Genomic DNA, 13,955 nt, shown 5'->3' with positions numbered 1-13,955 from the left:
ATGAATACCCCTTTCCAGCTATCTGCATTTAACATCATGAACAGAAAGGAGCCCGTCAGTCTTTACACTAAAACCCTCTATACATGGATCTTGCAGATACAGACTTTTCCCAAAACAAATTGGGCAATAATGAGTTGTATTCTCGAATAACCCAAAAAGTTCCTTCTTTTTTTCAGATCCTATGGCATCAATGATCGTTTTTTTCTTCTCTGGATCGCTGATGTCGCGGATGAAATATTTGATATAGCTCAGCTCATGCATGTAAGCCGGCAGGAACAAATGGAGCTCAATATCAAACCCGCTTTTATCCATATGGTAATAATCATTGAAATGACTGACGCGGGAGACGGACACGTCCGCTCCGGCCCGCCGAAACAAATCAGCCAGCCTTTCAATAATCTCTCCGTTGGGATAATAATCGGCATAAACGATTCGGATCGGTTCTTCTTTTGTCAAAAGGGGCGGATCTTTCTGCGGTGTCCTCCCGCTTTCCCATATACCGATCAGTGAATCAGTCGGTGTGATGATATGCCCCAAATCCCCGGCCAGCTTTTGTTTATCAAAATAATGCTGAATAAAAGTTCTCAGCATGTCGTCCTTTACCTTGAAGGTAAATAACATCGGCAAATGATTTTCTTTAAAATCAGCATACTGCCGATACCTCATGTTTGAATGATGAAACTGGGTGTGGCAGGTCACGTCCGTTTGATTCGCTTCGTACAGCCCGATGCTTTTTTCCAGATCATCATTCAAAATAAATTGGATGGTCTGAACCGTGCGGTGATCCGCGGGCGTCATTTTATATTGCGGATTCCGCTCAAATTCCAGCCCCTTCTCAAACGTGCGCTTGAATCGGTACGGGCCGTTTTCCGGCACATCGCCCCCGGCGGTCCCCGGAATCAGAAAGCTGCTCTGCAAAACGGCTTCTATCTCATCAGACGGCTCGTCCAAGGTGACTCCAAAGCGTTTTTCGCCTGTTACGTTCACCCCGAGCTGATCGGATGAGACGAGGCCTTTTACATACGGAACGGCCTGTTTTATGTTCAGGAAACTGCCGAGATGGGGGCTTTGATTTTCTTTCGTCAGATGATAGATGATCGTTTGAACCACACCCTCGGCGTCGCCTAAATAGTCCGGGTGAATGTCCACCTGACAGGTGCGGGGATCTTTGCGGATGATCCGGCAGTTATAGCCGTCCTGCAGACTTTCATACATAATGCTGCAAATCATCTTGCTTGTGTAATCCTGCGTATCTAATGGGTTCAAGCGTATCGGGCTTGTGTCGATTTCTATTTTTAGAGGGTCGCCCGGTTTTCTCGCCGTACGATGCATCGTCTTCATAAAGCGCTTTCCTTTTGAGAAAGCTTCGTTTCTGTAATATGAAGGCCGTCAAAGTCCAGGCCGATGCGGGTATTCAGGGATTTCGGGCTTCCGCCTGCAAGGTATGTGATAATGTCATGAGACATAAACGAGGATATAATACCGTTTGTCGCTCCTAAGGAACCTTTGATCGGTTCATCGGGGTAACAGTTCAGAAGTCCGGCCGGCATGTTTTTTTCATAGGTGACGCCGGATTGATAGGATTCAGGCGTGAGCAGAGGCCCCCATTGGCCGCTGAAGCTGCCGACACCCCCGGTCATAAACGCGATATTCCGCTCCTTACAATACCGGTAAACCCATTCAGAAATGTTATGGGGTTTGTCAGCGGCATTTATGACGATATCAATTTCATACGGATCTAACACACGCAGGTCCTGCGGCTGTGTCATTTCCTTATGGTAAAGTGCTGCGTCCGCATTGGGGTTGATACCCGCAATATAATCTCTGCATTCTGAGATCTTTAATTTGCCTACAGAAGATTGATTATAGACGAATTGTCTGTTCAGGTTATGTACTGATACGGCATCGAAATCAATGAGAATAAAATGCTGCAAGCCCGCCGCCAAAAGGTTTTGAAGAATGATCGTTCCGACGCCCCCCAGACCTACGATCGCTGCCCTGCTGCCGTCTAATCTCTTTTGGATCAGATTGGGGTTTTGGTTGTATTTCTCAAAATGGTACAGCTGCTTTTCAGTGATGCGGCCTTCACGGCCGTTTTGCCATGGCTCTATTAAAGCATCCAATTTCATTAATGCATCGAAAAAATGGTTTCCCGCTTCCTCTCCCAGAAGATCAGAAAGCTCTTGTTTTTCACAGCCGATGATCAGCCGTTCAACCGCCTCTTTGATCTCACTCGTATGCGCAAGCTTAATCGCCTTTCGATTTTGAATGATAATATGCGCCGTGTAGGTCAGCACCTGCACGCTGTCTTTAAACTTCCAGCGCTTACAGTCCGTTGACATCATGACATACCCCCTGAAAGATAATAACTCCCCAATGAGGGGAGTCACGGCTTTACTAGCAGCGATGCACCAAGCTTGCTGTTTCTGTATCAAGATCAAGTTCTTCAATCTTCATCAGTACACACCCCCTTTACCAATAACTAGATATTATCACCAATATTGGAAAAGGACAAGTTATTTTTTGAAAATTTAGAATTTATATATAAATTGTGATTTTTCTTCCTTCTGCCCGGTTTATCCCGGCAGCCGGATGATGAACACGGAGCCTTTTCCCTGCTCACTTTTCACTTCAATTGTTCCGTTATGGCTGTCGATAATGGTTTTTGTAATGGTAAGGCCCAGCCCCGCGCCGCCGGATTGACGGGATCGGGAGGTTTCCGCCCTGTAAAACCGGTCAAACAAATGAGGGACATGCTCCGGAGCGATTCCCGTTCCGTTATCCGCAATCATAAGCATGATTCCTCCGTCTTTCTGCAGGGAGACGGTGATGACACCCTTGTCTTCATCCGTATGCTGCACCGCATTGTAAAAGAGGTTGAGAATGACCTGCTTCATTTTGTCTTTGTCAAAAACGGCTTCTATCTTTTGATCGACAAAGAACTCGAGCTTCCGGTTTCTCGCGAGCAGCTTCAGCTGAGCCTCCATTTCCAAAATGACGTCTCCCAATGCGCCTTTTTTCATTTCAAAGCTCGGCACCCGGTCAATCTTCGCGAGAAACAGAAGATCCTCTATCAGCTTATTCGCCCTGGCGGATTCCGCGTACATGCTTTGAAGCGCTTTTTCTTTCTGCTCCGGCTTCTCCGCCGCTCCGCGCATTAACATTTCGATACAGCCGTGAATGGAGGTAAGCGGCGTTCTCAGCTCATGTGATGCGTCTGATACAAACTGCCGGATGCGCTCCTTCGCTTCTTTTTCCGCCTGAAAAGAGGTTTCAATCCGTTCCAGCATCTGATTGATGGAGATACCCAATGACTCAATTTCGGCCTGCCTTTTATCAATCGGCAGCCGTTTATCGAGACTGCCGGCATGAATGTCACCCATCATACGCACAATGCGGGACAGCGGCTTGAGTGTGAGCCGGATCACCGGCAAGAAAACAAACAGGCCGATGACCAAAGCCGCAAAGGAAAGCACCGCAAATATGCTGATCTGGCGGAAAAGCGAATCATTCAAAGGCTGGGTCAGCGTGCTCATCTGCACAACTCCCGCCTGCCTTCCGTCAACGGAAATCGCCTGAAACACGACGATGATTTCCTGACCTGACTTATTGTGAGCCACCTGATAGTGAAGCGCCATGGTATCTGTCAGCGCATCCCGGTACACTTTTTTCGGGAAAGAAGGAGCAGCCCCCGCGTGCGGGTCTTCTGATAAAACAGACATCTTGTATGATTGATTGATAAAAGCAACCGTCACCCCGGGGTAAATCAAATTCGGATGAGCCGGTGTTTCGGAACGGGCAAGGGTTTTGATGGACCTCCATACGCTTTGATCCATTGAATTGATATCACTCTGAATGCTGATCGCCTGATTTTCATACATCGTCCGTGTCATAAACATGTACTGAGTGCCGCCGATGAAACATAACAGCAAAGCCAAAATCGCCAGTGACCTGAACAGGAGCTGGAACCGCAGGGTTCTGTACAGCCGTTTCATTCCAGATCCACCCTGTACCCGGCGCCCCGAACCGTGCGAATCACCTTGTGCTCTTTGTCCTTCAGCTTTTCGCGCAGAGAACGGATGTACACCTCGACGATATTGTCTTCCCTAAGGACCGTTCCGTAATGAAGCCCCATCGTTAAAGAATCAATGAGTGCAGACTCGCCGTCTGCACTCAGCTTGATGCCTTTCAACTTTTCCATGATGCAGTCTCTCCTTAGATGTATCAGCCTGTGTTTATTTTTTTCGCTTCCCCTTCTATTATTCGCTTTTATCTGAAACAAAACGGAATCTAAGCTGAATTGGTGAAAGGAAACGCTGAAAACGGAGCAATCTGCAAATAAAAATCATTATCTGCCGCTTCAATTCAGCAGCACCAGTCTGTTTCAATCACAAAGTTCTAAGTTCACGTCTACCTTTTTCTACATATATCCATTTTTAACTGAACGTGTTGTGACCCGCGTTCAGTTCTTTTTTATGGCTTCTGAAAAACGGCATAAAAAAAGCGCCCTGAAAAAGGACGTTTAATATAACATGTTTCATGTTCTTAAATTCTGCATTCTAAAATAATTCTTCCTTCACATTCACCTTCAATTTCATTCAATACGATGATCACATCAGCCGTTTTCATGTGTGTCACCTCCCGTTTTCATAATAGTATAATATTAACAAATAAATCAATAAAAAACAGCCCGGTTGTCCGGGCTGTTTTTTTATTTCTGTAATCGATCCGCTTCTGTCAGTTTGACTTCCGCTGTTTTTTTCTTTCCCGAACGGTAGAACGTGATGTTCACACGGTCGCCGATCTTTTTGCGATACAGGCGCTCACGGAGATCCACAACGTCATTGACCTTATGTCCGTCGAACCCGGTGATCACGTCGAGCTTTTTCAAACCCGCTTTTCCGGCCGGTGAAAACGCGTCGACACCCATAATGACCGCCCCGGTTTTAACGCCTTTCGGAAGTTTCAGCGTCTGGCTCCAATGGTAGCTCGCAATATCCGTTAAGGATTTCATCTCAATACCGAGGAAAGGCCGTCTGACTTCTCCGTATTTTTCTAAATCCTGAATAACGGGAATGACAAGCTTTGACGGGATGGACAGGCCGATGCCTTCAACGGCGGATTCAGCGATCTTCATTGAGTTGATGCCGACCACCTTGCCCGATATATCCATCAAAGCGCCGCCGCTGTTGCCCGGGTTAATCGCGGCATCGGTCTGCAGCACTTCCGCATTCCAATCCGGCTGTCCGTCGCCGTTTGAGTCAACGGGCACCGCCCTTTCCGTGCCTGAAATGATCCCCTGTGTCACTGATCCCGCAAATTCAAGCCCGAGCGGATTTCCGATCGCAATGACCGGTTCTCCGACTTTGACCTGATCAGAATTGCCGAACTGGGCGGCCGATTTGATTTTATCAGACTTTACCTTCAGCACGGCGAGATCCATCAGACGGTCGCTCCCGATCAGCTCAGCAGGCACGCGTGAGCCATCCTTCAGGCTGATCTCAATCTCAGTCGCACCTTCAATGACATGGTGATTGGTTACGATATAAGAAGTGTTTCCGTTCTTTTTGTAAATGACGCCCGACCCGCTTCCCGCTTCGCCGCCCTCTCCCCAAATATCGGTCTTTTGGATATTGAGAACGCCGACTACCGAATCTGATACACGGCTGACCATATTCGTGACAGCGTCATTGACATTTACGTTGACTGTTTTCACCTGTTCGCTGCCGAGACGCTGGCTGGTGCTTTTGCTGCTTTCCCCATGATCTCCGCCTGTCCAGTACGGCAGCAGGAAAGCCATGAGCGCGGCCCCGACGATGACGCCGATCAGACTTGATAGAAAGTACCCTCTCTTGCTGCGGCGGGGCTGTTCGGAGGCGTACTGTTCATCATCGCGATTATAATCCACCCTATCTCAAATCCTTTCAAGAGTACTCGATTTGCTTATAGTGTGGGTCAGATCGCGGATTAATAATCATGATTCATTTGGAAAAATTACACGGCGCACAGCGGCGTCGGGATTTTCGGATCGGTATCAAATAACTGAAACGTTTCCCCGGCGACAAATCCTTTCGCAGCCAATGTCTGCTGCACGGACATTCTCGCCAGTTCCTTCATATTGTTGTCTTGGCTCAGATGCGCCAAATAGATGCGCGATGTGCCGTCGCCGATGACATCAGTCATGGCGAGCGCCGCATCTTCATTGGAGACGTGGCCGACATCGCTTAAAATCCGCCGCTTAATGCTCCATGGGTATCTGCCCATTTGCAGCATGCCGACATCATGGTTGCTTTCAAACACAAACACATTGGCCGAACGGATAATGCCTTTCATTCTGTCGCTCACATACCCGGTGTCCGTCATCAGCGCGAGCTTTCTGCCTTGGTAGTGGAAAACATAAAACATCGGCTCGGCCGCGTCATGAGAGACGCCGAATGACTCAACATCAAGCCCGCCGAAGGATTTCACGCTTTCCATCGGGAACAGAAACTTTTGTCCGGTATCCAGCTTGCCGATCTGATTCTCCATCGCTTTCCACGTCTTTTCATTGGCGTAGACGGGAAGTCCGTACTTTCTCGCAATGACGCCGAGCCCTTTAATATGGTCGCTGTGCTCGTGAGTGACAAAGATGCCGTCGACGTCGTCTATCTTGCGGCCGATTCTCTCCATCAGCCCGTCCATCGCTTTACCGCTCAGGCCGGCATCCACCAGAAAAGAGTGCTCCTCTGTCTCCAGATAAAACGCGTTTCCGGTACTCCCGCTCGCAAGCACGCTAAATTGCAAGCCCATTATGTCTCACTCCATTATTTATTTTGATTGTTATCAATGACTGTGCTTTCCAATGCATTCACAGTGTACGTTTGCTGTGTCTTTTTCTTCGTCCCTTTTGACTTATCTTCAATTGTAATTCTCCATACCGGCGCCAGCACCTGCGTACTTGTCAGCGGATATTGGGCAATATAGCCGAACTTAACGCTTTTAACGGCGCAATTCGCTTTTAAGTAATTTTGAGAATACAATAATTCGACCGCATCAAGCTCAGGAATCAGGCTCTCCGTCTGGATTCGCTTGAATGACTCCAGCATGGTCTGCTCGTAAGATACGACCTCGTTTTTATCGTTCAAATGCAGAATCACCTGTCCGATCGCATCCGTGGACGAGTCAAAATCCTGATAAATAAACTGGCCGTCATACATCTGGTAAAAAATGATCTGTTTTTTATCCTTGTCGACTTTCCACAGTTTATATTTTTCACCGCCGGTTATTTTAGAGCTGACGAGCGATTCCGCATCCTCTTGCGGTTTTTGCTTCGATAAACCGACCGGATCGGTAAATTTCATTTTCAGCGTCGTAACCTTGTGATCATCCGCCGGCATCTCCATTAACGGCTTTTGATCCTTCAAAGCATCAATATCTTCAGCGGTAAATACTTTTTGGCCCGCCGTCAGCCGGTAGCCCGTCGCGGAATCAGAAGACAGGTTGCCGAAAGTGATATGATCCATCTCCATGTCTTTTTCCACATTTGAATTTTTAATCACTTCGTATTCACTGCTCGAGCGTTTTTCAAAAAACTGATAGCCGAGAAAAATATCAAGGATGAGGAAGGCAATGATGAAGATCGTTTTTGTCTTATTCCACTCCATTATCGTCCTCCTCCTTCCCCAGCAGATCTTTCGTAATCGGAACGATCTTCCCGTTGATTTTCATACTCCAGACGGGTTCCAGTTCAACGAGATCATTCGTTGATGAAGAGACCATTTGATAGGCCAGGAAGATCTGGTCGATTTTATTCACGTCGTATTTATCCTGCTGCTCCAGCAGAGACACAACCTCATTGCCGTTCATCATTTTTACGTCTTTTGTTTTAATCGGATTCGGTCCGAGAACATAGTTCGGCCGCTTGTAGCTGAGAACCTCGTCATTGGCCCATTGCAGGGTCAAAACAGGTCCGGATCCGAAAGGCTTAGACGTGCTGTTGATCACAGGCATTTGGTCTTTAAACATGTAGAAACTCAGCTGCTGGTTATCACTCACATTGAAAAATTGATAATGATCCGTCCAGCTTCCCGTATCCTCTAAATACTTATAGCTTTTCTTAATCAGCTCCCCTGTTTGATAAGAAGCGCTTTGTGCCAGGTTCCGATGCTGGAATTGAATCTGCCGCTGTGTCGAATTGATTTCCAGACGGCTGATTCCGTCAGTCAGCACATTCCGATTGTAATTCGGGTCTTCTCTGACCGTGCTCGGATCATTAAAAAGCGTCTGCTTAAACAGGTTCGTCTTAATGGTTTCAGTGATAAATTCTTTTTCCTTCATATTAAATCGCGCATTCGGCATGAGAAATTCTTTGCTTTTTCCGACCGAATAGAGGTGGTATAACGGCATACTCGACTTTTTGCTGTACAGCTCATTCATCAGATTGCGGTAATTCGCCGATTCCACAGTCACTTCCAAAATCAGCTGCTTGCTGTATGAGACCATGTAAATCTTCTTATTTGTCTTATTCTCATTAAACGGAATGACAATATGGTCAAATGAGCTGTATTCCATTGACGGATTCGACCATTTAAACATCGATTGGAAAAAATCAATCGGAATGGTGTCATTGAATTGCAGATCGAGCTTTGCCGAATTGCCGTTTCTGCCGTAAAGCCAATTTTTAAAACCGAGCTTGTCGTATTGATCGGAAATATCCTTCATCCCTTTTACTTCCCATTGCGGCAAATCCGCCCACAGGTCATTAAAGAGCGTCTCATCATCCACTTTATAATGAGAGCCGTTTGTATGAATAAACATATCCCGGGGTTTTACCGTTTGCGACACTTTTTGGCTCGTTTTATCAATTTTATGCTTTTCCCGGACAGTCGATTTGGTTGAGGCCGTGCCTTCTGAAAAATTGGGCTGGAATGTCCAAATTCCCCATGTTAAAACAAGACTAATGACGACCAGCACTGACAGTATGACTGTTTTTATATTTTCACGCCTCATCCCAATCATCCTCTTGCTCTTCTTTATATGGAAGAGTAAATGTAATCTTCGTTCCTTTGCCTTCTACACTGTCGGCCCAAATGTCTCCGCCGTGCGCCTGAACCATCTCTTTTGCAATCGCAAGGCCGAGCCCGGTGCCGCCGAGTTTTCTCGTGCGCGCTTTATCCACTCTGTAGAAACGGTCAAAGACTTTTTCCACATCTTTTTTCGGAATGCCGATACCTTCATCTTTTACGCTGATATAAAGCAGCTCTTCTTTCTCATTCACATCGACTGAGAAAGTGACATGTCCGCCTTCCGGTGAGTATTTCAGTGCGTTAGAAATGATATTATCGAGAACCTGCGTCACTTTATCCTGATCAATCTCCACGTACAGATTTCTGTCCGGAAGCTCGCGGATAAATTCGACATGCTGTTCTTTCGTCATTTCAAAACGATCGATAATCAGTGACATAAAGCGGATCATATGAATCCACTCCCGATTAAACTGATAATCTTTGCTGTCGAATTTAGAAAGCTGAAGCAGGTCGTTCACCAATCTGATCATGCGCTCAGTCTCATTTTGGGTCACCATTAAGAAACGCGGAGCGATATCTTTGTTTTCCCACGCGCCTTCTGCAAGCGCCTCTAAATAGCTTCGCATGGTCGTCAGCGGTGTCCGCAGCTCATGAGACACGTTGGCAACGAACTCTCTGCGTTCCCGATCGAGTTTTTCCTGTTCGGTGACATCATAAAGAACCGCGATTAAACCGTCGATTTTTCCGTGCTCTCTCTGAATAACGGAAAAATTCACCCGCAGTACAGTCGTTTCATCGTCACGTTCGATCTCCAGCAGCATGGAATCCTGCTGTTCTACTAAATCCTCAAATGTAAAGTTCTCTTTTATGCCTAATAAAGACGTAATCGGCATCTCTAAAGCCGTTTCACGTGAAACATTCAGCAGCTCAAGCGCAGGGCTGTTTAAAAGAATAATAGCTCCATTGCGATTCGTAGCGATGACACCGTCCGTCATATACGCGATAACGGAAGAAAGCTTTCTTCTCTCCCCTTCCGTCATGGCTTGGGCATCTTCAAGCTCTCTCGTCAGATGGTTGAACGTCGTTGCGAGCTGACCGATTTCATCATGCCCGTATTTCCGCACCTTTCTGGAGAAATTCCCTTTTGCCAGTTCCATCGCCTGCTTACGCATATCTGAAAGCGGATGGGTAATGGTGCGGGCGAGAAATATACCGAGAAGAGCCGTCAGAACAAGGGCTAAGCCTGTTCCAGAAGCAAGAATCGAGTTGACGGTTTTCATCTGGTTAAAGGTATCTTCCATACTGGCCACGACATATATCGCGCCGACAACTTCCTGATTCTCTGTGACGACAGGTTTTGCTGAAATCAGCACTCTGTTTTTGCTTTTAGGATCATAATATTTTTTTGAATAGGCCTGTTTTGTTGAGAAAATCCGTTTAAAAATCGGGTCAGTCGTCTGTTTCCCCGCTATTTCCTCGCCATAAGGCCTCGAAGAACCGACGACCTCATAGCTTTTATCAACAAATGTAATCTCCCGTATTTCATTGTTTTTCGTAAAATCATTCAAAATCCGTTTGACGTCATCTTTAATGACGGTGCTGTCATTATCTCCTTTATATTCCTGCTCAATATAATAGGATAGATTGTCAATGCGCTGATTTAACGATAATTCATAGGACTTGAGAAGAGAATTCTCCACCTGTTTCACAAAGTACACGCCGATAATCTGCATGGCGATGATAATGAGAAGCACATAGATCAGCGTGATCTTAAATTGAATCGACCGAAAAAAACCAACCTTATTCATCGCCGGTTAGTCCTGTTCAGGGTTTCTCAAGTAATAACCGACACCCCGTCTTGTGACGATCCAGTTCGGATGGCTCGGATTATCCTCGATTTTCTCACGAAGACGGCGCACTGTTACATCCACCGTTCTCACATCACCGAAATAGTCATAGCCCCACACAGTCTGCAGCAGATGCTCACGCGTCATGACCTGTCCGATATGTTTGGCTAAGTAATGAAGCAATTCAAACTCACGATGAGTCAGCTCGATCGTTTCTTCTCTTTTTGATACGACATAAGCGTCAGGGAAGATGACGAGAGAACCGATATGAATGTCATTAGAAGCTGATTCTTCCTCAGCCGGCGCAACCGTAAGCTGGCGGCGCAGGTTCGCTTTGACGCGGGCCAGAAGCTCACGCGTGCTGAAAGGCTTCGTGACATAGTCATCCGCTCCGATTTCAAGCCCGATGACCTTGTCAATCTCCGAGTCTTTTGCCGTCAGCATAATAATCGGCATATCATATTTTTTCCGGACTTCCCGGCACACTTCAACTCCGTCTTTATTCGGAAGCATAATATCTAAAAGAATTAAATCAGGCTGAAGCTCCTCCACCATTTCCACGGCTTCGTTTCCGTCGTACGCACAATGCACGTCATAGCCTTCTTTTCTTAAATTAAACTCTAATATATCTGCAATCGGTTTTTCATCATCGACTACAAGGATTTTCTTATCCATCATCTTGATTTTCCTCCTGCCAGAATGACTTCATTTCATCTATTGATGTTTCATGATGATCACAATTCGGATCGTGAAAAACGTTCCCCGTCTATTATAACGGTTTCAGGTCAAAAGATAAAAAAATTAAATAGAACAGCGCAAAAACGTATTGAACTGCCATCCTTTTGTCATGTTTTTTATTTTCTTTTAAAAAATAATATTTTTTTGAAACCTCACGAAAAAAAACGCCGTCTAGTGTTTGACGTCTTCTTCTGGGCCGGCTGAAAAGCCGGCTCTCCCTTTTTTTATAACAAAAGAAAAAACGCACCTACTATTGCAGATGCGTTTGGGTAAGTGGCTCGGGACGGAATCGAACCGCCGACACACGGATTTTCAGTCCGTTGCTCTACCAACTGAGCTACCGAGCCAGATGTTTCTTTTCTATACTATAAAGTAAAGTAAAATGGCGGTCCGGACGGGACTCGAACCCGCGACCTCCTGCGTGACAGGCAGGCATTCTAACCAACTGAACTACCGGACCTTACAGTAATTTGTCCGGAGAGCCGTATCGTGGCGGCCCTCCGAGGACAAATAAGGAGTTAGCAATAACGCTAAAGTAAATCAATGACCCGTACGGGATTCGAACCCGTGTTACCGCCGTGAAAGGGCGGTGTCTTAACCGCTTGACCAACGGGCCATAAAAAGTGGTGAGCCATGAAGGACTCGAACCTTCGACCCTCTGATTAAAAGTCAGATGCTCTACCAACTGAGCTAATGGCTCCTGATGTGTCGGATTATGTATCATAGAGCATTCAGACAAAAGCTTTCTTGCAGTACTCTATTGAAGCTGTTCCGTAACAACGAGATTTATAATATCATAGAACATTCGAAAGTGGCAACTACTTTTTTGAAAAAAATCTATTATTTTTTTCCTACATAAAAAAACAAGCCTCCGTGACCGGAGGCTTGTTTGCTGCAAATTCTTAGTTAGCGCGGTATACACTGCGGATGACGTTCGTTTGTGAACGGTCGGGACCGACAGAGAAAATAGAAAGCGGAATACCTGTCAGCTGAGATACGCGTTCCAGATAATGGCGCGCATTTTCAGGAAGATCGCTTAATGTTTTTGCGCCTGTGATATCTTCCGTCCAGCCAGGCATTTCTTCATATACCGGTTCACACTCTGCGAGAGCTTTCAGACTTGCCGGGAATTCTTCAATCACTTCACCTTTGTAGCGGTAAGCGACACAGATTTTCAATGTTTCAATGCCAGTCAGCACATCGATTGAGTTCAGAGAAAGATCTGTGATTCCGCTGACGCGGCGGGCGTGGCGGACAACAACGCTGTCAAACCAGCCGACACGGCGCGGACGGCCTGTCGTTGTGCCGTATTCGCGTCCGACTTCACGGATTTGATCCCCGATTTCATCTTTCAGCTCAGTCGGGAAAGGACCGTCACCGACACGGGTTGTGTACGCTTTAGATACACCGACGACGTGCTGGATTTTTGTCGGGCCTACGCCTGAACCGATCGTCACCCCTCCGGCGACCGGGTTGGATGAAGTGACAAACGGGTATGTCCCTTGGTCAATATCAAGCATAACCCCTTGAGCGCCTTCAAATAAAACGCGGCGGCCTTCATCCAGCGCGTCATTTAAGACGACGGATGTATCGCATACATACTTTTTAATCTGCTGGCCGTATTCATAATACTCATCCAGAATATCTTCAATTTTGAAGCCTTCTGTTTCATACATTTTTTCAAGCAGACGGTTTTTCTCTTCAAGGTTCCGTTCAAGCTTTTCAGCAAACACGTCACGATCTAGCAGGTCTGCGATCCGGATGCCGATCCGCGCCGCTTTGTCCATATAAGCAGGTCCGATGCCTTTTTTCGTTGTGCCGATCTTATTGGCCCCTTTGCGTTCTTCCTCTACTTCATCCAGTTTCAGATGGTATGGAAGAATGACGTGGGCTCTGTTGCTGATTCTCAAGTTATCCGTGCTCACATTGCGTTCATGAAGATACGCAAGCTCTGTTATGAGCGCTTTCGGATCAACAACCATTCCGTTCCCGATGACACACGCTTTTTCTTTATAAAAAATTCCTGATGGGATTAAATGAAGCTTGTACGTGACGCCATCAAACTTGATGGTATGTCCTGCATTGTTTCCGCCTTGATAACGTGCGATCACTTCTGCATTTTCTGATAGGAAATCTGTAATTTTACCTTTTCCTTCATCGCCCCACTGCGTACCTACTACGACTACTGAAGACATATATCCGTGCACCTCCGTTAACCTTTCAAAACGATATCTCATTCAAACAAATTAAGTGTATCAGTGCCGAAACAGAAAGTCAATCGTAAATCCGAACATTTAAATCTTATCAATCTATATTTGTTCGCCTTAAACATGATTAAAAGCGTTTTCTCTTTCATTTGCTATCT

At 46.2% G+C, this 13,955-nt stretch carries 11 protein-coding genes and 4 tRNA genes; all 15 read right to left on the bottom strand.

Annotated features, from left to right (window positions below; genetic code table 11):
• Positions 1-18: 18 nt before the first annotated feature.
• Entirely contained in the window at positions 19-1,341 is a 1,323-nt protein-coding gene (locus V7728_RS14830) for an ABC transporter substrate-binding protein (RefSeq protein WP_069007587.1), read from the bottom strand.
• Positions 1,338-2,345 (bottom strand): ThiF family adenylyltransferase, encoded by a 1,008-nt coding sequence (locus V7728_RS14825; RefSeq protein ID WP_099567233.1) that lies wholly within the window; start codon positions 2,343-2,345, stop codon positions 1,338-1,340. The genes V7728_RS14830 and V7728_RS14825 overlap by 4 nt, the downstream gene beginning before the upstream one ends.
• A 231-nt stretch (positions 2,346-2,576) precedes the next feature.
• Positions 2,577-3,995: a sensor histidine kinase gene (locus tag V7728_RS14820; protein WP_099567234.1), complete on the bottom strand. Its 1,419-nt coding sequence runs from the start codon at positions 3,993-3,995 to the stop codon at positions 2,577-2,579.
• Positions 3,992-4,201, bottom strand: coding sequence for a winged helix-turn-helix domain-containing protein (locus V7728_RS14815; RefSeq protein ID WP_099567235.1), 210 nt, complete (start codon positions 4,199-4,201; stop codon positions 3,992-3,994). Before V7728_RS14815 ends, V7728_RS14820 begins: the two co-directional genes overlap by 4 nt.
• Before the next feature lie 510 nt (positions 4,202-4,711).
• Positions 4,712-5,908 carry a S1C family serine protease gene (locus V7728_RS14810; RefSeq protein WP_007614967.1) on the bottom strand — a complete coding sequence of 399 codons (1,197 nt, stop codon included), beginning with the start codon at positions 5,906-5,908 and terminating at the stop codon, positions 4,712-4,714.
• Between the two features lie 86 nt (positions 5,909-5,994).
• Entirely contained in the window at positions 5,995-6,789 is a 795-nt protein-coding gene (locus tag V7728_RS14805; RefSeq protein WP_004393110.1) for an MBL fold metallo-hydrolase, read from the bottom strand.
• A gap of 14 nt (positions 6,790-6,803) precedes the next feature.
• Entirely contained in the window at positions 6,804-7,643 is an 840-nt protein-coding gene (locus V7728_RS14800; protein WP_040238684.1) for a two-component system regulatory protein YycI, read from the bottom strand.
• Positions 7,630-8,988 (bottom strand): two-component system activity regulator YycH, encoded by a 1,359-nt coding sequence (gene yycH, locus V7728_RS14795; protein WP_064108028.1) that lies wholly within the window; start codon positions 8,986-8,988, stop codon positions 7,630-7,632. The genes V7728_RS14800 and yycH overlap by 14 nt, the downstream gene beginning before the upstream one ends.
• Positions 8,978-10,813, bottom strand: a complete 1,836-nt coding sequence (gene walK, locus V7728_RS14790; protein ID WP_004393106.1) for a cell wall metabolism sensor histidine kinase WalK — start codon at positions 10,811-10,813, stop codon at positions 8,978-8,980. Before walK ends, yycH begins: the two co-directional genes overlap by 11 nt.
• Before the next feature lie 6 nt (positions 10,814-10,819).
• Positions 10,820-11,527 carry a cell wall metabolism DNA-binding response regulator WalR gene (gene walR / locus V7728_RS14785; protein WP_004393104.1) on the bottom strand — a complete coding sequence of 236 codons (708 nt, stop codon included), beginning with the start codon at positions 11,525-11,527 and terminating at the stop codon, positions 10,820-10,822.
• A gap of 337 nt (positions 11,528-11,864) precedes the next feature.
• Positions 11,865-11,937: transfer RNA gene (locus V7728_RS14780), tRNA-Phe, on the bottom strand.
• A 36-nt stretch (positions 11,938-11,973) separates the two neighbouring features.
• Positions 11,974-12,050 (bottom strand) — tRNA-Asp (locus V7728_RS14775).
• Positions 12,051-12,134: 84 nt separating this feature from the next.
• Positions 12,135-12,206: transfer RNA gene (locus V7728_RS14770), tRNA-Glu, on the bottom strand.
• 8 nt (positions 12,207-12,214) lie between these two features.
• Positions 12,215-12,290 (bottom strand) — tRNA-Lys (locus tag V7728_RS14765).
• Positions 12,291-12,492: 202 nt separating this feature from the next.
• Positions 12,493-13,785, bottom strand: coding sequence for an adenylosuccinate synthase (purA, locus tag V7728_RS14760; protein WP_012118894.1), 1,293 nt, complete (start codon positions 13,783-13,785; stop codon positions 12,493-12,495).
• Positions 13,786-13,955 lie beyond the last annotated feature (170 nt).

It is taken from the genome of Bacillus sp. JHAA, from assembly GCF_036961585.1.
Classification (GTDB): Bacteria; Bacillota; Bacilli; order Bacillales; family Bacillaceae; genus Bacillus; species Bacillus velezensis.
The sequence above is the reverse complement of the archived record's forward strand: the minus strand, read 5'-3'. Positions and strand labels throughout refer to the sequence as shown.